Consider the following 17,344-nt stretch of genomic DNA (forward strand, 5'->3'; position numbering starts at 1 on the left):
GGTTACCTTTGCAATACTCACTTGAAGCTTTGATACTTTCTGCTCTGTGACTTTCCTATCGAAGGATTGTCATTGAGCAAGCAAGGAGAGGCACTAACTTCATTTGAAGTCATCATTTGCGTTTCTCCATCAACAAAGTTCTTCAAACTTTCTTGCAACGGGAGACCAGCTGGAAGTGGGCTCACTTTTGTGCCAGACACAAGGTCTGTATCTGCATCATTACAATGCAGCTTTGGCTTTCTCCAGCCTCCTTTACCTGCACCACTATCGGCTATCTTCACAGATAACTTTCCCAATGGGAGTGATACAGGCTTACCGTGTTCCGTATGTCGCGCAATGTCAGGTTAGATGCCCACTCTAGTGCGGAGAGCTTTACAACCACGAAAGAGCATTGCCCAATCTCTTTCCTACTCTCGTTGCCATTTTGGCCACAGCGTATAAACCACTTCCGCTGCTTCTCATATAACGCACCTTACATGGATTCACATATGTTCATCATACTGACTCCCTAGCACTTACCCGACTTGTGGTTATCAGGAAGAACGTCCTCTCACGATTCTGTTCCCATTCGGTATAAAACCAAATTTCGTTACATTGTCTGGCTCGCTACTTTATTCAGAGCCATAGGGTCATCTGGTGATACAGATGGTTCACTCAAAAGCGGTGAACAGCGCTTCATACGACTTCACGTCGCACAGACAAAAATGAGTTGGTGCCTGTATCTAAGCGCTAACTCGCAATAGGAAGTCTATGTTACGCATTAGAGATTATCAGGAAGAAGATTGTCATGAGCTGTGGGAGCTATTTTATAACACCATTCATTTCGTCAATATCAAAGATTATTCCAAATCTCAAGTTGAAGCGTGGGCATCAAAAGAGATAAAACGTTCTGATTGGTGTTCTGTATTGACAAAAAACAACCCCTTTTTAGCTATAGTCGATGGTAAGCTGGCTGGATATTCAGACTTACAAAGTGATGGTTTGATTGACCATTTTTATTGTCATCATGAATATCAAGGGAAAGGAGTTGGCTCAGCACTTATGCAGTATATTTTTGATGAATCCACCAGCAGAGGTTTGAGTAAACTATATGCGCATGTGAGTATGACTGCTAAACCATTCTTCGAATCATTTGGTTTTCAAATCGTGGCAGAACAAAAGGTCAATGTTCGCGGAGAAAAGTTAACCAATTACCTGATGGAGAAGGTTAGTTAATCATCTTCTAAATTAAGGATTTACTAGGTCTAGGTGGTAGTGAACCGCTGTAAAGCAAGCGTACTTTGTTAACCGTAAATCTAACGATATGGATATTTATTAACTCTGCTGGTAATACATATTACTTAAAATAAACAATATGTATTTTAAGTATTTTATTAATAAGTCTACTTTCAATGGCAGTTTGTTCAAGAAGAGAATAGTCTAAGTCAATTGACTTTAAATTATATCGGATGACGATTTGAATTTTTAGTTAATTACTTCAGTAATATTATTGAGCATCTCAGGGAGGAGGAATGAAATTTTTTATTAGGGAAAACTTTTCTCAGACAGATAAAGGGCAATAATATTTAGTTCAATGTGTTATCGATTAAATTAGACGTGAGTATTATTGTGCCGATTTATTAACCAGGGCTCATGCCCCAAATAAAGATTAGTTTATTGAGGGTTTTGAACATGAAATGAATCAAAAGTTTACAGTAAAAGCCTTTAGGCAATATCGGATTGACCTTATCGAATAGTGTGATGCTTTGACTTTTATTCGTACTTCAATGAGTGAGAGTGGGGAGTATGAACTAGCCTACAATCTATATTCAAATAATCCAAGCCTATTTTTATGCCCATTGGGTTAATGCTCCGATAAAAAACACATTACTCAGAGAGTTTATTTATTTTTATATTTTTACTGTGACTCTCTGCTAGCTGAAACTGTGTTTAATCAAACATGGTCAAAGTGAGATGATATAGGTAGCAGTTTCTAAGCCTCTCCCTTGTTGCTTTATCCTTACCTATTACACCTCAACCTTTTTCATTTCAAGAGAACCTGTACTTCGTCGGTATGGGAGTAGACGTTTGGATCTGATAGAAGTTTATGTGATTTTTACAGTGCTTTTTGTATCAGTAATGAACAAATCCTCACCATCACTGAATTAGCCACAGGCATTGGATGAATCTTAGTTATTTGCCAGTTTGTTTGGCTAGACAAATGGAAATATAGGGAGCAATATCCTTCTCGATAATTAAGTTATAGGCTTATTAGTTTAAATTAATGTACGCCATTTTTTGGCAAAAACACTCAGAGAATACATATGGCTCCTGAAAATAAATATATTGTTATCATTGGTTTAGGTCGATTTGGTATGGCTCTTTGTCATGAGTTGAGTCAAGAGGGGGCACAGGTACTCGCTATAGACATAGATGAAAAAAATGTACGCAAGGCGGCCGAATTTGCGACTGAAGCCATAGTTGCAGATTGCTCAGATGAAGACACTATTTCTGAGTTGAAACTCGATGATTACGATCTCGCCATGGTAGCGATAGGTGAGGACGTCAACGCCAGTATATTAACCACACTCGTGTTAAAAGAGGCTGGAGTGAAAACGGTTTGGGTAAAAGCCAAAGATAAGTTTCATGCGAAGATTTTGGACAAGATAGGGGCGGATAAAGTCATTCAGCCTGAGCGTGATATGGGAGTCAGAATTGCCCATCACATGCTAGATCAGCATATTTTTGAGTTCATCGATTTAGGCTGCGACATTGCTTTAGCTGAGGTTGCTGTCTCTGATAAGTATTTAGGCAGTAAACTTATGGATCATCCTTGCTCTAAGCGTAGTGATATCAATTTATTGGCATTGAAAAGAGGCGTAGAAGTCGATAAGTACCCGTCACCCGAGGCCACTTTTGATAAACATGACATGTTGATCGTGACCGGGCAGAAGGATAAATTAATAGAAGTGTTAAGACGACTATGAAGTTTATCGCTCACAGGAATACTTTCTTTCCAATCAAAGCTGAAAAATCCGGTGTAAAATGGTCTGAGCCTAAGATCATCTTGTGCAGTTTTTTTGCTATTTTATTTCCTTCCGCGGTATTACTGACCCTGCCGGTATTCTCTGTCACCGGGCTAAGCTTTACCGATGCATTGTTTACGGCGACGTCGGCGATCAGTGTGACCGGATTAGGTGTGGTCGATACCGGCACACACTTCAGAGCGAGTGGTAAAATATTATTGATGTTCTTGATGCAGATAGGTGGCTTAGGCCAGATGACACTCTCTGCAGTATTGCTTTATATGTTTGGTCAGCGTCTGAGCTTGCGCCAACAAGCATTAACTAAGGAGGCGCTTGGCCAGGATAAGTCTATTAATATAAGACGATTAGTGAAGCACATCGTCGTCTTTTCACTGATTGCCGAATTGTTAGGTTTTATCTTTCTGGCCATACGTTGGGTGCCGGAAATGGGCTGGCAGACTGGCATGTTTACCGCTCTTTTTCATGCGATATCGGCATTCAATAATGCCGGTTTTTCACTGTTTTCAAATAGCTTGAGTTCCTACGCCACAGATCCCTTGATCACTTTCACCATTGCTAGTCTGATCATCTTTGGAGGTTTGGGCTTTACGGTTATCTCAGATCTCAGGCGCAATGGTGCAAGTGGTTTTCGCTATTTTCAGTTGCACACTAAGATCATGCTGCTTGCCACACCATGTCTGATCTTGTTCGGTACCTTGATGTTCTGGCTACTGGAGCATAATAATCCGAATACATTAGGGCAATACAATCTGGGGCAACAATGGTTGGTGGCCTTCTTTCAATCCGTCACGGCGCGAACCGCAGGTTTTAACAGTGTGGATATCGCATTGTTCAGCCAGGGCGCTTTTTTTATCATGATCATCCTTATGTTGATTGGCGCGGGCTCCACATCGACGGGGGAGGGATTAAGGTATCTACATTTGTGGTTGTGGCTGTGGCAACTTGGTCTTTCCTAAGACAGCGCCCTCATGTATCCATTTTTAAACGTACCGTGCCATCGAAAACGGTGACTAAATGTCTGGCCATCATAGTGGTCAGCGGCATCATATTGTCACTGGCCATGTTCAGCCTTATGCTCACTGAAAATGCACCTTTCGAACAGATCATGTTCGAGACTATTTCGGCATTTTCCACCGTGGGGTTGACAGCGGGCTTAACGGGTAACTTATCGGAACCTGGCAAGTACATCATGATAGTGGTGATGGTCATAGGTCGTATTGGCCCATTGACACTGGCCTACATGCTGGCAAGACCCAATCCTACCTTGCTGAAATATCCGGAAGATAACGTATTCGCCGGATGATGTTTGATAGCGATAGGAATTATTATCAATAGGTATAAAAAACGGACACGAGCACACTCGTGTCCGTTTTACTCTTTCTTGTACTTACTGTTTACATGTTTTTCTATTCAATTCTTTTATTAAGAATAAACAGAACAGAACCTTAAGCTGGTCATGAGTAGCGGAAGATATCTAAGCCTTGGGGATCGATATCAGGCGTTCTGCCACTGACTCGATCGGCTAGCAATTTTCCTGAGCCACAGGCCATGGTCCAGCCCAAAGTACCGTGTCCGGTATTGGTAAACAGGTTAGGGATAGGTGTTTTACCTATGATAGGGGTGCCATCTGGTGTCATGGGTCTAAGTCCGGTCCAGAATTCGGCCTTGCCTATATCACCGCCTCCGGGGAACAGATCATTAACCACCATGGCTATGGTTTCTTTGCGTTGCTCACTCAAGTCAAGATTATAGCCTGAGAGTTCGGCGGTTCCTGCCACGCGAATTCGTTGATTAAAACGTGTGATGGCGACCTTATAGGTCTCATCCATCACTGTGGATATTGGCGCGAGTTTCTCATCAGTGATGGGGAGTGTCAGCGAGTAGCCTTTTACCGGGTAGACAGGTACAGACAAACCTAACGGGGCGAGTAGGCCGGCGGAGTAACTGCCCAAGGCGACCACATAGGCATCGGCTTTTAGCTCGCCGGCACTGGTAGATACCGAACTTATCTTGCCATCGGTGCGCTTGAGCCCTGAGATTTCAACGCCGAATTTAAAGCTGATTCCGGCCTGTTTAGCCAAGGTCACCAGCTGTTGGCAAAACAGGTAACAGTCTCCGGTTTCGTCGTCGGGTAGGCGTAAACCGCCGACGAGTTTCTCTTTGACATGCGCTAATGCGGGCTCTGCTTGAATGCAGGCCTGAACATCCAGCTCCTGATACCGGGTGCCGCTCTCCTGCAGTAGCTTGATGTCTTTAGCGACGGCGTCTATCTGGGCATGACTGCGAAACACCTGTAAGGTACCTTGCTGGCGACCTTCGTAGTCGATGGCATGGTGTTGCCGTAACTCGATTAAGCAGTCCCGGCTGTAATTGGCCACACGTAACATGCGTGATTTATTGAGCTGATAGCTGGTTTGGTTGCAATTTGCCAGCATTTTACTTGCCCACAGATAAAGGTCTGGTGACATGCCGGGCTTTATTTTTAAGGGAGCGTGTTTCTGAATAAGCCACTTCAGTGCCTTAATAGGAACACCTGGTGCGGCCCAGGGGAGGAGTAACCGTAGGAGATCTGGCCCGCATTGGCGAAGCTGGTTTCTTCACCGCTGTTTAATTGACGGTCGATAACTGTGACTTCATGTCCGGCTTGAGCCAGATACCAGGCAGATGTTAAGCCTATGACGCCACCACCGAGTACAATAACCTGCATAACATTCCTTAATGAAACTCGCTACATTCAGAGGGCTCGACTCAAATAACTGAGTCGAGTGTACAGGATTTATCTATGCCTCTGTAGCATTTATCCTCGATAGTATCTCTGCTCAACGAATGGCATTTTGGCTATCTTCATCGGCATCTTCTTACCACGAACTTCGGCAAACACTAAGGTGTCTAAGCTGGCAAACTCCTTGGCTACATAGCCCATGGCGATGGGAGATCCGAAGCTTGGTCCGGCGGTGCCGCTGGTGATAATGCCTATTTCCTGATCTTGCTCATTGTACAGGACAGCGCCTTCGCGCACGGGGGCCTTACCTAGTCCAATCATACCTACGCGCTTGCGGCTCACAGCTTTGGTGGCTATCTGCTCCAATACTATCTCAGCACCGGGGAAACCGCCCGGTCGAATTCCGTCTGCGCGGCGGGCCTTGCTGATGGCCCAAAGCAGGCTGGCTTCAACCGGTGTGGTGCTGGTATCGATATCGTGTCCATACAGACACAGGCCAGACTCGAGCCTCAAAGAGTCACGTGCGCCCAGTCCAATCCACTCGACTTCAGCCTCACTGAGGAGTAGACGTGTCAGCCTGTCGGCATGCTCGGCTGGGATAGAGATTTCGAAGCCATCTTCTCCGGTATAGCCAGCCCGGCCAATGATGCAATCGACGCCATCGAACTTGAGTACTCTGGAATCCATGAAGACCATGTCGGCGGTGTAGGGAATGTGCCGTGCCAGCACTTGTGCTGCGAGTGGCCCCTGTAAGGCTAGCAGTGCCCGGTCTTCGAGGATTTCTATCTCTACATCATCTGGTAGGTGCTGGCGCAGATGTGCGATGTCTTGGTTTTTGCACGCGGCATTGACCACAAGGAACAGATGATCGCCAAAATTACTCACCATGAGGTCGTCCTGAAGGCCACCTTCATCATTGGTGAACAGGGCGTATCTTTGCTTACCTTGGGGAAGATCCAATATGTCCACAGGTACCAGAGCCTCAAGTGCCTTAGCAGCGTTGGGGCCATGAAGACGCAATTGTCCCATATGGGACACATCGAAGAGGCCTGCAGAGGCCCGGGTGTGCAGATGCTCCTTCTTGACTCCCAATGGGTATTGAACCGGCATCTCATAGCCTGCAAAGGGCACCATTCTGGCTCCCGCTTCCACATGTAGATCGAAACATGGGGTTTTTAATAAGTCTTGTACTTCTTGTGTCATTTTTGGCTCCAAAGAAGCCCCGCGAACGGGGCTTATCTTTATATAGGTGATGAAATAAAATTTGCGGCGTGACTAGCCTTAACCTGGTTCTTTTGCACTGTTATCGTCTTCATCAATGCGGCTCTTAGCTTGGAAATACTCTTTACTCAACTTGAACACCACTGGGCTAAGCAGTACTAAGGCGATCAGGTTGGGAATGGCCATCATGGCGTTAAGTGTGTCGGCCAATAACCAGATGAACTCTAATGATCCTACGGCGCCAACTGGCACGACGATGATCCACAGGACACGAAATGGCATCACAGCTTTAGGGCCGAGCAGGTATTGCACACATTTTTCGCTATATACACTCCAACCTAAGATGGTGGTGAAGGCGAAGACGGACAGGGCAATGGCGACAATAAAGTTGCCGTAAGGTATGGCGCTGGAGAAGGCGGCCGAAGTGAGCGCCGCACCAGTTTGGCCACTGGTCCATTCGCCGGATACGACGATGGCGAGGCCCGTAATAGTACACACGACTAAAGTGTCGATGAAGGTACCTAGCATGGCAACCAGACCCTGAGCGACAGGGTCGTTTGTCTTCGCTGCCGCGTGGGCTATGGGGGCACTACCTAAACCTGCTTCGTTGGAGAATACGCCACGGGCCACACCGAATCGGATCGCTGCCCATACCGCTGCACCGGCGAATCCACCTTCGGCCGCCGTACCTGTAAATGCACTGGTATAGATCAGCGTTAAGGCTGCTGGTAGTTCAGATGCATTGATGGCGAGCACTATGATACCTGCGACTATGTAGAAGGTAGCCATCAAGGGGACCAGCTTACCTGCGACATCGGCGATACGTTTGATCCCCCCATGAGTACTAAGCCAACCAATACCATCATGATCAGGCCTGTGATCCAGGGATCAATGCCGAAGTTGACATCTAAGGCGTTAGCTACCGAGTTTGCTTGTACCGTATTGCCTATGCCAAAACCTGCGATGGCGCCAAATAATGCGAATGCAGTGCCTAGCCAGGCCCACTTGCTGGAGAGGCCGTTCTTGATGTAATACATGGGGCCGCCGCTGAAGTTGCCATTTGCGTCCACTTCACGGTATTTAACCGCCAGTACGGCTTCGGCAAACTTAGTCGCCATACCCACCAATGCGGTACACCACATCCAGAAAAGGGCGCCGGGGCCGCCGAGGAAGATGGCCGTGGCGACACCAGCGATATTACCTGTGCCTATGGTGGCTGACAGTGAAGTCATTAGGGCGTTGAACGGGCTGATTTCTCCCTTGATGTTTTTGTCTTTGCTGGGGATCCGTCCACTCCAGAGCAGTTTAAATCCGCTGCCGAGTTTCAGGATCGGCATCATCTTGAGGCCGACTGTCAGAAATAAACCCACGCCGAGAATAACGGCCAACATGGGAATTCCCCAGACAATTCCATTGATGTAAGATAGTGCACTTGTAATAGATTCCACGATAACCTCTTCATTTTTTTATAATTTTTTAGTAAGCATCCAAGCTGCTTCTATTTGGTTTTTTTATTACTGCGTCAATCATCGGAAACGTTAGCATTTTGTTAGGATAAATTTCCAATAGGAAAAAAATTAGTCAATTTAGAGAAAACATTCAAGGTTTAATTTTCGTTAATTTAGCAGTTCAACATGTATTGTTGCTCTAACTTGCTGAGCAATAAGCTATAAATCAATCAAATTTTTTTTGTGTTTCTTAAATTAAACTTAATTCAATTTTGAAATTATTTTCCAAAAAAAGTGATTGTTTATTCCTAAAGGGATAGGGATACGTGGAAATAGAGGGTTTAGGAATAAATGGAAGCGGTATTTGGTATATGGGGAACAAACAGGCAAGTAAGAAACGTGTTCACTAAAGTAAGGAAGGCATTAAGTTTAGCGACTAAAGCGTAAACACTAGGGCATTATAGACTGAGTTTCGGGAAAGCTGGCTGATGAGTTATGGAGTGTCGCTGAGGCTTCTGTTTGTCGGGATGTGCAGGACCGCCTGGCCCGAGCCGGATCCTTGGCAAGGGGCGTTAAGTCATGTCGCGAGATTCACATGGATTAAGCAGAGGTGATCCACAGAATGTGTGCATCTTTTTCGCTGAGTGATATTACGGCATGACCCATGGTGGCATCGTAGTAAGCCGAGTCACCCACGGATAAGGTCGCTGGCTCATAAAATTCCGTGAGCAACTGCACCTGTCCCTCTAGCACATAGAGAAATTCTTCGCCTTCGTGGCGCACCCAATCCTTGTATTCGTCGAATGAACGAGAGTGAATACAGGTCCTGTAGGGCAGCATCTTCTTGTTACTCAGTTGAGTGGAGAGTAGTTCATGCTCATAGGTCGGAGTGAGCTGTTGTTTTCCCTCTCCCGCCTTTGTGATGTCTCTGCGTCCGGTTGCCAGCACCGTTTTAGGTTTAGTGAACAGCTGAGGCAGGTCAATCTCCAGCCCGGCCGCCAACTTCTGCATCACCATAAAGGTCGGTGATATTTGCTCATTCTCAATTTTAGATAGAGTGGACTTGGCTAATCCTGTGAGTTTGCTGGCCTCTTCCAGGGTGAGTTTGTTTTTGGTTCTGATGGCCTTGAGCTGCTCACCTATGTTTACGGAACCTACTTTACTCTCGCCACCTTCACTTCTTGTTAGGGCGATAGAGGGATAAACATCGGTAACACCGTTCTCAATCATGGGATAAATCGACTTATATTATCTTGAATTGACTCATTGTTGCATATTCCCGGCGCTTCATGAACCGAGATGAGGGATATTCACGTTTATCAGCTCTGGTTCTTCTGTGTAAATCGCTCACTTATTCCTCTGTATCAGGTTTTACAGGGGATTTATCTCATCTGTTCTAGACTGCATAATTATTCACTACCGATAAAAAGTTTCCAATAGGAAACTTTTTTGTTGTTAATGAAAAACAAGCCTGATATGTTGTAAATGTGATCGGGATCAAGACATTCATCCTCAGGAGACCCCTAGTTATGGCTCACAGTATTTTCGATTTATTTAAGGTTGGCATAGGACCATCGAGTTCTCACACGGTAGGCCCTATGGTCGCCGCGAATCGTTTCGCGAAAGAACTGGTGACTCAAGATTTGTTGCAAGAAGTAGATAAAGTGCGAGTCGAGTTATTTGGCTCTCTGGCACTCACAGGAAAAGGTCATGCTACAGATAATGCCTGTGTATTGGGTTTGATGGCTGAATCGCCCGGGTGCCTCGATGCAGATAATATTCCCGGTCTGTTGGCCTTGGTTAAAGATACCGGTGAGCTGCCTTTGTCGGGTAAACGTTGGATCTATTTCTCATCGGAAGAAGACCTCATCTTTCATTACCACACCTCACTACCAGAACATCCCAACGCCATGACAATAAAAGCACTGAATGCAGAGGGGGGACTCGTGCTGAGCCGAACCTACTTCTCTGTCGGGGGCGGCGCTGTGGTTGGGGAAGATGACCCACAACAGACGATAAGCTCAAGCTTAGCTTATCCTTATTCCAGTGCTCGTGAATTGTTACAGCATTGTGGTCAAAGCGGACTCTCTATCGCCGAGATAACCTTGGCTAATGAGGCAGCCTTAGGCGAAACTGAGTCAGAATATAAATTACTCTCTCTGTGGCGGGTGATGTCCGGCTGCATTGAGCGGGGCTTAGCGCAAGACGGTGTCTTACCCGGCAGCATAAAGCTTAAACGACGTGCGAAAAATTTGCATCAAAGGCTGCTGGCACTAGATGAGGAGGGCTGTAGTCAGCCAGGTGGTATCGACACCTTAGACTGGGTAAACCTCTATGCCATGGCCGTCAATGAAGAAAATGCCGCCGGTGGCCGTGTGGTCACCGCGCCCACCAATGGCGCCGCCGGGGTGATTCCCGCCGTACTCGCCTGGTTTATCAAGTTTAAGTCAGATAAAGACCAAGATATTGTGACCTTCCTGGCCACGGCAGGTGCCGTTGGCCTTTTATATAAACAAAACGCCTCTATCTCGGCCGCCGAAGTGGGCTGTCAGGGAGAAATAGGTGTGGCTTGCTCCATGGCCGCGGCAGGTTTGACCGCAGCGCTGGGCGGGACTCCTGAACAAGTGGAAAATGCCGCCGAGATAGGTATGGAGCATAATCTGGGGCTGACCTGCGATCCCATAGATGGCCTGGTACAGGTTCCCTGCATCGAGCGCAATACCATGGGCGCGGTAAAAGCCATTAATGCCAGTCGACTCGCGTTACTCAGTGACGGCACACATCTCGTACATCTGGATGATGTCATCAAGACCATGCACCAAACGGGTCTGGATATGATGTCCAAATACAAAGAAACTTCCCAAGGTGGCCTGGCCATCAATGTTATCGCTTGCTAATTAAAGGAACTTAATAATGAAAAGCCAGTACACCTCACACGAACTCGAGCATTTTTTCGGCGCAGGTCTTGCTGCCACGGATGGAGAAATCCAGAGCGCAATTGAACTGGAATCTCAGCGTCAGGAGCAGCAGATTGAATTGATCGCCTCGGAGAACATAGTGTCTAAGGCGGTAATGGAAGCGCAGGGCACCTCGTTAACCAATAAGTACGCCGAAGGTTATCCGGGGCGCCGCTATTATGGTGGCTGTGAGTTTGTTGACATTGTCGAGCAATTGGCCATCGACAGGGCCAAGGCCTTATTTGGTGCGGAATTTGTCAATGTGCAACCCCATTCAGGTGCTCAGGCAAACGGCGCGGTTTTTCAGGCATTGCTGCAGCCTGGAGATACGATATTGGGCATGTCTCTGGATGCCGGTGGTCACCTGACCCATGGCGCTCGCCCGGCGCAATCTGGCAAGTGGTTCAATGCCATTCAATATGGGGTGAAACAGGAAGATTGTTTGGTGGATTTCGAGCAAGTCGAAGCCCTGGCCAGAGAGCATAAGCCAGCGATGATTATCGCTGGTGGCTCTGCTATTCCCCGTGAACTGGATTTCGCTCGTTTCAGGGCCATTGCCGATGAAGTGGGGGCTTATCTTATGGTAGATATGGCCCATATCGCCGGTTTGGTGGCTACGGGTCATCATCAGAATCCAATCCCCCATGCGCACATTGTCACCACGACGACCCATAAAACATTAAGGGGTCCCCGCGGTGGCATGATCCTCACTAACAACCAAGATATTGCCAAGAAGATTAACTCGGCTGTGTTCCCCGGTCTACAAGGTGGTCCCTTGATGCATGTCATCGCGGCCAAGGCCGTGGCGCTGGGCGAGGCGCTAGAACCTGAATTTAAGCGCTACATCGCTCGGGTGCTGGAAAATGCTAAGGCCATGGCCGAGACCCTGCAATCCAGAGGCTGCGATATTGTCACCGAAGGCACAGATACTCACCTCATGTTAGTGGATCTCAGACCTAAAGGGCTCAAGGGTAACCGGGCGGAGGAGAGTCTTGAACGTGCGGGTATCACTTGTAATAAGAATGGCATTCCTTTCGATACCGAGAAGCCTATGGTCACATCGGGAATACGCCTGGGCACGCCAGCAGGCACTACTCGAGGCTTTTCCCGTGAGGACTTTATTCAGGTTGGTCACTGGATAGGCGATGTTCTGGACGGTTTAGCCAGTAACCCAGATGACAATAGTGAGGTGGAGTTAATGGTACTGAAACAAGTGCAGGCACTTTGCGAGAAATACCCCTTGTATCGATAACTCTGGCGAATGAAGCCTGAGTTAACAAGATGTAAAATATATTATTAATCGTTGAATAAAAAGTAAATTTAAGCTAGGAATAACAACAATGAACGCAATTGAAAATAACTATAAATTTGCCGGTACCCATGAGTGGGTAAAAGACAATGGTGATGGAACTGTGTTAGTTGGGATCTCAAAGCGTGCGCAGGAGCTGTTAGGCGATGTGGTCTTCGTGGAGTTACCCGAAGAGGGGGATGTCACTACTGCCGGGGAGAATTTCTCTTTGATCGAATCGGTAAAGGCCGCATCAGATGTGTATGCGCCAGTATCGGGTGAGATAATTGCGGTCAATGAAGTCCTGGATGACAGCCCTGAGACGGTGAACGACTCACCATTTGATGAGGGATGGATAGCTAAGATAAAGCTGTCTGATCCATCAGAGCTGGATAACCTCATGAGCTACGAGAGTTATCTCGCTGGCCTCGAAGATTAAATAGGAGGCAAACAAGATGGCTAGAGATGACATGAAAACCCTAAGTTTACTCACGAAATTGGCAACTGATGATGAGTTTATTGCTCGCCATAATGGCCCGGGTGAACAAGATCAAGCTGTGATGCTAGACGCTATCGGCGTCGAGTCGATAGCGGCGCTTATCGAGCAGACCGTACCCGAAAACATTCGTCTTCCGGGGGAGATGGCCCTGGCTGGCCCCATGAGTGAAGCCGATATGTTGGCGAGACTCAAGAGTATTGCCAGTAAGAACATCATCAATCGCAGCTACATAGGTCAAGGCTATTACGATACCCATGTGCCTAATGTCATCTTGCGCAATGTGATGGAAAATCCCGGTTGGTATACGGCGTACACCCCATATCAGCCAGAAATTGCCCAGGGCCGACTCGAGGCCTTACTTAATTATCAGCAGATGATCATGGATCTGACTGGCATGGAGCTGGCGAATGCTTCCCTGCTCGATGAGGCGACGGCGGCTGCCGAAGCCATGTCTTTATGTAAACGCGCGGGAAAGAGCAAGAGTAACCTGTTTTTCGTTGCCGACGATGTGCATCCACAGACATTGGACGTGATTAAGACCCGCGCCGAGTATTTTGGCTTCGATATCAAGGTGGCTCCGGCGGCTGAGGTTGCAGAGCTCGATGTTTTCGGTGCCTTGCTGCAATACCCAGGCTCTACGGGCCAGGTACAAGATCTGCAGCAGCTGATATCTCAGGTGCAAAGTAAGAAAGCCTTAGTGGCGGTGGCGAGCGATCTGCTGGCCCTCACTGTACTCAAGTCTCCCGGCGAGATGGGCGCGGATCTGGTGATCGGCAGTGCCCAACGTTTCGGTGTGCCGATGGGGTTCGGTGGTCCACATGCCGCTTTCATGGCGACGAAAGAGAAGTACAAGCGCACCATACCCGGCAGGGTGATCGGTGTGTCCATCGACAGTAAGGGGAAACCCGCGCTGCGCATGGCGATGCAGACACGTGAGCAACATATTCGTCGTGAGAAAGCCACCTCTAATATCTGTACCGCACAGGCGCTACTCGCCAATATGGCTGCTTTTTATGCCGTGTACCATGGCCCGGTGGGACTCAAGAAGATAGGTCGCCGGGTACATCATCTGACTGCCATCTTAGCCGCCGGACTCGAGGGTGTGGGTATTGAGCTGGCTCATGAACATTTCTTCGATACCCTGACACTTAAGACGGGTGAGCAGACTCAAGCCATCTATGAGCGCGCCCTCGAGGCTGGCTTGAATCTACGTCTACTACCGGATGCTTTGGGAATAAGTCTCGATGAGACGACTAAGGCTGAAGATGTCGAGGCTCTGTGGCTAGCAATAACCGGTGAGACTCAGAGTTTAACCGATATCGATGCCAGGGTGTCTGCCAACGAATTTGCCGCCATCCCGGCCAACTGCATCCGTGAGTCTGAGTATCTGACTCACGAGGTGTTCAATCGCTATCACAGCGAGACTAAGATGCTGAGATATCTCAAGTCCCTTGAGAATAAAGATTTCTCACTGACACACGGCATGATCCCATTGGGTTCATGTACCATGAAACTCAATGCCACGGCGCAGATGATCCCTGTCACTTGGCCTGAGCTGGGTAAGCTGCATCCCTTCGTGCCTCAAGATCAAAGTCTTGGGTATCAGGAGATAGCAGAATCATTTAGTGAGATGCTCAAAGTCGTCACTGGCTACGATGCCTTCTCTTTGCAGCCTAATTCTGGTGCCCAGGGAGAATACGCGGGCCTTATCGCGATTCAGAGGTATCACGCTAGCCGTGGTGACAGCCACAGAAACATCTGCCTCATTCCCAGCTCGGCTCATGGCACCAATCCAGCGAGCGCGGCCATGGTGTCCATGAAGGTAGTGATCGTTAATTGTGATGATAAGGGTAACGTGGATATTGACGATCTGGCGGCTAAGATCGACATGCATGAAGCGCGACTCTCTTGCATCATGATCACCTATCCGTCGACTCACGGTGTCTACGAGGCTGGCATTCGCGAGATTTGCGAGCGGGTACATCAGGCGGGCGGTCAGGTGTATCTTGACGGCGCCAACATGAATGCTCAGGTAGGACTGACCTCGCCAGGCTTTATTGGCTCAGATGTGTCCCACCTGAATCTACACAAGACTTTCTGTATCCCACATGGCGGTGGCGGTCCGGGTATGGGACCGATTGGGGTTAAATCTCATCTAGCGCCTTTCTTGCCTGGCCACGGTATTCATAATACTAAGGGAGCCGTGTCGGCGACGCCTCTGGGCAGTGCCTCGATTCTGCCTATCTCCTGGGCTTATATCGCCTTGATGGGCGCATCGGGTCTGACCCGGGCGACGGAGCTTGCGATCCTCAATGCCAACTATCTGATGGAGAAACTACGACCACATTATCCTGTCCTGTATCTGGGGGATGAGGGACGCGTAGCTCATGAGTGCATCATAGATCTACGTCCTCTTAAGGAGAGCTCAGGGATCAGTGAGGAAGATGTGGCTAAGCGCCTGATGGATTTTGGTTTTCATGCACCTACCATGTCGTTCCCGGTGGCCGGCACCCTGATGATAGAGCCGACCGAGAGTGAATCATTGGATGAACTGGATAAGTTTGTCCATGCCATGGTGAGCATCCGGACTGAAATTGCCAAGGTGGAAAGCGGTGAGTGGAGCCTGAGTGATAATCCTCTGGTGAATGCTCCGCATACCATGGGGGATCTCAGTGAGGCTCAGTGGGATCATCCGTATTCGCGGCAGCTGGCGTGTTTTCCGGGGCTTAATGCCCACAAGGATAAGTTCTGGCCCAGTACCAATCGTATAGATAACGTCTATGGCGATCGCAACTTGATCTGCAGTTGCCCCAGCATAGACAGTTACCGGGATAGTTAAGCTTATTCAACCTTTTTAAACTCTCTGTGAGGCTGTTACATACAGTCTCACAGAGAGCGCTTTGCCGTCGTAATGCCAAGTTGAGTTGTCTGTCATTGCATTTATCTCGTACTAAGGAAAGAGAAATGAGAAATATAAAATCAAAAACAGTATTACTTCCTTTGATCATTGCTTTGCCTACTTTTGGGCTTCAGGCTAATGATGAAGATGTGAGTAGAGAAGCGTTACAGACAGAGCTTAATCAGATCCGCCTGCGGTTAGCCACACTGGAGGATCAAGACAAGGCTGATGACAAGGCCAGTGAGCAGACTCAAAGCTTATCTAATAGCATCAACTTTTATGGTTCTTTACGACCAACCTTCGGGGTCACCATGTCGGGCTCCGATGATGTTTGGGATGTGGGTGATGCCCTGTCCCGGATAGGTATCGCGGCAGAGCAGGAACTGGGCTATGGACTGACAGGTTTTGCTAAGGGAGAGTTCAAGGTCAACATAGAAGCTAATGGTGATTTTGGTGAGGCACGTAAGGCCTATGTGGGAATAAAGGGTGGTTTTGGCCGCGTCGCCATAGGTAAGCAGTCATCGACGCAATATCGCTTCATTGCCGATCCCGTGGATATCTTCAACCGCGCCGCAACGCCACTGGCCTATGACAGCGCCAGTCCGTTTCGGGTCAATAACTTAGTGACCTATCGTAAAGACTTAGGTGACTTTAGTTTCTCGGTAGACTCTCAGTTTGATGGTGACAAGGATGCCAATGCCAGTGATTTTTTCAACACGGGTCTCGCCTATAACAGTGACTTGCTTCGCGCAGCCGTAGCTTATTACAGTAAAGACTTAGATGACGGTAAAGAGGAGACGGCCTACGGTGTTTCTGTGTCTAAGCACTTTGATGACTTGTATCTGGCTGCGGCCTATCAGGACAGGGAAGTGGATAATGTCAGTGGTTCAACATTTGACTTGGTCGGCGCTTACGCCATCACAGAGATCTATAAGCTCAAGTTAGGGGCATCAAATTTTGATGACGGTATCGATGATATCAGTTCCGGTAATTATAAGGCTTATAACACCACATTAGAGTGGCAGGGAACTGCGGATTTCCGTTTGTTTCTGGAATACCAGAAGACGGATTTCGAACACAGAGACGCCGATGATTCCATCATGGTGGGTATGCGTTACGATTTTGACTATAAGTTCTGATAAGCGCTTAACGATGAAAAACTTAAGATAAGTCATCAGGCTTATTTGTAAAAGCGGAACTTGCTGCCATTAGGCTCAAGTTTCGTTTTTCATTTTTGATCTGAAACGGGTTTAACATCTACTAGGGGCACTGATAATACGTGTG

At 47.7% G+C, this 17,344-nt stretch carries 12 protein-coding genes and 2 pseudogenes; 8 read left to right on the forward strand and 6 right to left on the reverse strand.

Features of this window, described 5'->3' with window-relative positions; translation table 11 throughout:
- Nucleotides 1–17 precede the first annotated feature (17 nt).
- Complete coding sequence (locus FM037_RS12615; RefSeq protein ID WP_185976943.1) at nt 18–281, reverse strand: hypothetical protein; 264 nt, start codon at nt 279–281, stop codon at nt 18–20.
- Between the two features lie 469 nt (nt 282–750).
- Here FM037_RS12615 and FM037_RS12620 point away from each other — a divergent pair, with 469 nt between their 5' ends.
- From FM037_RS12620 to FM037_RS12630, 3 genes and pseudogenes are all read left to right on the forward strand, one after another.
- Nucleotides 751–1,215, forward strand: coding sequence for a GNAT family N-acetyltransferase (locus FM037_RS12620; RefSeq protein WP_144046295.1), 465 nt, complete (start codon nt 751–753; stop codon nt 1,213–1,215).
- A 1,088-nt stretch (nt 1,216–2,303) separates the two neighbouring features.
- Nucleotides 2,304–2,966 carry a potassium channel family protein gene (locus FM037_RS12625; RefSeq protein WP_144046296.1) on the forward strand — a complete coding sequence of 221 codons (663 nt, stop codon included), beginning with the start codon at nt 2,304–2,306 and terminating at the stop codon, nt 2,964–2,966.
- A pseudogene (locus FM037_RS12630) lies at nt 2,963–4,329 on the forward strand (TrkH family potassium uptake protein). Before FM037_RS12625 ends, FM037_RS12630 begins: the two are co-directional and overlap by 4 nt.
- 151 nt (nt 4,330–4,480) lie before the next feature.
- Here FM037_RS12630 and FM037_RS12635 read toward each other — a convergent pair.
- The 5 genes and pseudogenes from FM037_RS12635 to FM037_RS12650 form a co-directional block, all read right to left on the reverse strand.
- Complete coding sequence (locus tag FM037_RS12635; RefSeq protein WP_407695663.1) at nt 4,481–5,551, reverse strand: D-amino acid dehydrogenase; 1,071 nt, start codon at nt 5,549–5,551, stop codon at nt 4,481–4,483.
- On the reverse strand, nt 5,539–5,733 hold the full coding sequence (locus FM037_RS30410) for an FAD-dependent oxidoreductase (RefSeq protein WP_407695640.1): 195 nt from the start codon (nt 5,731–5,733) through the stop codon (nt 5,539–5,541). Before FM037_RS30410 ends, FM037_RS12635 begins: the two co-directional genes overlap by 13 nt.
- Nucleotides 5,734–5,823: 90 nt before the next feature.
- A complete protein-coding gene (gcvT, locus tag FM037_RS12640) occupies nt 5,824–6,951 on the reverse strand; it encodes a glycine cleavage system aminomethyltransferase GcvT (protein WP_144046297.1) in 1,128 nt (375 codons plus the stop codon).
- A gap of 78 nt (nt 6,952–7,029) precedes the next feature.
- Nucleotides 7,030–8,417: pseudogene (locus FM037_RS12645) on the reverse strand (alanine/glycine:cation symporter family protein).
- Between the two features lie 600 nt (nt 8,418–9,017).
- Nucleotides 9,018–9,647: a helix-turn-helix domain-containing protein gene (locus tag FM037_RS12650; protein WP_152830378.1), complete on the reverse strand. Its 630-nt coding sequence runs from the start codon at nt 9,645–9,647 to the stop codon at nt 9,018–9,020.
- Between the two features lie 299 nt (nt 9,648–9,946).
- On the opposite strand from FM037_RS12650, the gene FM037_RS12655 reads away from it, so the two are divergent.
- The 5 genes from FM037_RS12655 (at nt 9,947) to FM037_RS12675 (ending at nt 17,199) form a co-directional block, all read left to right on the forward strand.
- Nucleotides 9,947–11,314 carry an L-serine ammonia-lyase gene (locus FM037_RS12655; protein WP_144046298.1) on the forward strand — a complete coding sequence of 456 codons (1,368 nt, stop codon included), beginning with the start codon at nt 9,947–9,949 and terminating at the stop codon, nt 11,312–11,314.
- 16 nt (nt 11,315–11,330) lie between these two features.
- Nucleotides 11,331–12,626, forward strand: a complete 1,296-nt coding sequence (gene glyA / locus FM037_RS12660; protein ID WP_144046299.1) for a serine hydroxymethyltransferase — start codon at nt 11,331–11,333, stop codon at nt 12,624–12,626.
- 88 nt (nt 12,627–12,714) lie between these two features.
- A complete protein-coding gene (gcvH, locus tag FM037_RS12665; RefSeq protein ID WP_152830377.1) occupies nt 12,715–13,101 on the forward strand; it encodes a glycine cleavage system protein GcvH in 387 nt (128 codons plus the stop codon).
- Nucleotides 13,102–13,117: 16 nt separating this feature from the next.
- The gene (gene gcvP, locus FM037_RS12670) at nt 13,118–16,000 is read left to right on the forward strand and encodes an aminomethyl-transferring glycine dehydrogenase (RefSeq protein ID WP_407695641.1); all 2,883 of its coding nucleotides are present in this window, start codon (nt 13,118–13,120) and stop codon (nt 15,998–16,000) included.
- Between the two features lie 125 nt (nt 16,001–16,125).
- Nucleotides 16,126–17,199 (forward strand): porin, encoded by a 1,074-nt coding sequence (locus tag FM037_RS12675; protein WP_144046300.1) that lies wholly within the window; start codon nt 16,126–16,128, stop codon nt 17,197–17,199.
- Nucleotides 17,200–17,344 lie beyond the last annotated feature (145 nt).

The organism is Shewanella psychropiezotolerans (genome assembly GCF_007197555.1).
Classification (GTDB): domain Bacteria; phylum Pseudomonadota; class Gammaproteobacteria; order Enterobacterales; family Shewanellaceae; genus Shewanella; species Shewanella psychropiezotolerans.

Coding starts and splice junctions, on each gene's coding strand:
- FM037_RS12620 (WP_144046295.1), top strand. CDS start 751: ATGTTACGCATTAGAGATTATCAGGAAGAAGATTGTCATGAGCTGTGG.
- FM037_RS12625 (WP_144046296.1), top strand. CDS start 2,304: ATGGCTCCTGAAAATAAATATATTGTTATCATTGGTTTAGGTCGATTT.
- FM037_RS30410 (WP_407695640.1), bottom strand. CDS start 5,733: ATGCAGGTTATTGTACTCGGTGGTGGCGTCATAGGCTTAACATCTGCC.
- gcvT (WP_144046297.1), bottom strand. CDS start 6,951: ATGACACAAGAAGTACAAGACTTATTAAAAACCCCATGTTTCGATCTA.
- FM037_RS12650 (WP_152830378.1), bottom strand. CDS start 9,647: ATGATTGAGAACGGTGTTACCGATGTTTATCCCTCTATCGCCCTAACA.
- FM037_RS12655 (WP_144046298.1), top strand. CDS start 9,947: ATGGCTCACAGTATTTTCGATTTATTTAAGGTTGGCATAGGACCATCG.
- glyA (WP_144046299.1), top strand. CDS start 11,331: ATGAAAAGCCAGTACACCTCACACGAACTCGAGCATTTTTTCGGCGCA.
- gcvH (WP_152830377.1), top strand. CDS start 12,715: ATGAACGCAATTGAAAATAACTATAAATTTGCCGGTACCCATGAGTGG.
- gcvP (WP_407695641.1), top strand. CDS start 13,118: ATGGCTAGAGATGACATGAAAACCCTAAGTTTACTCACGAAATTGGCA.
- FM037_RS12675 (WP_144046300.1), top strand. CDS start 16,126: ATGAGAAATATAAAATCAAAAACAGTATTACTTCCTTTGATCATTGCT.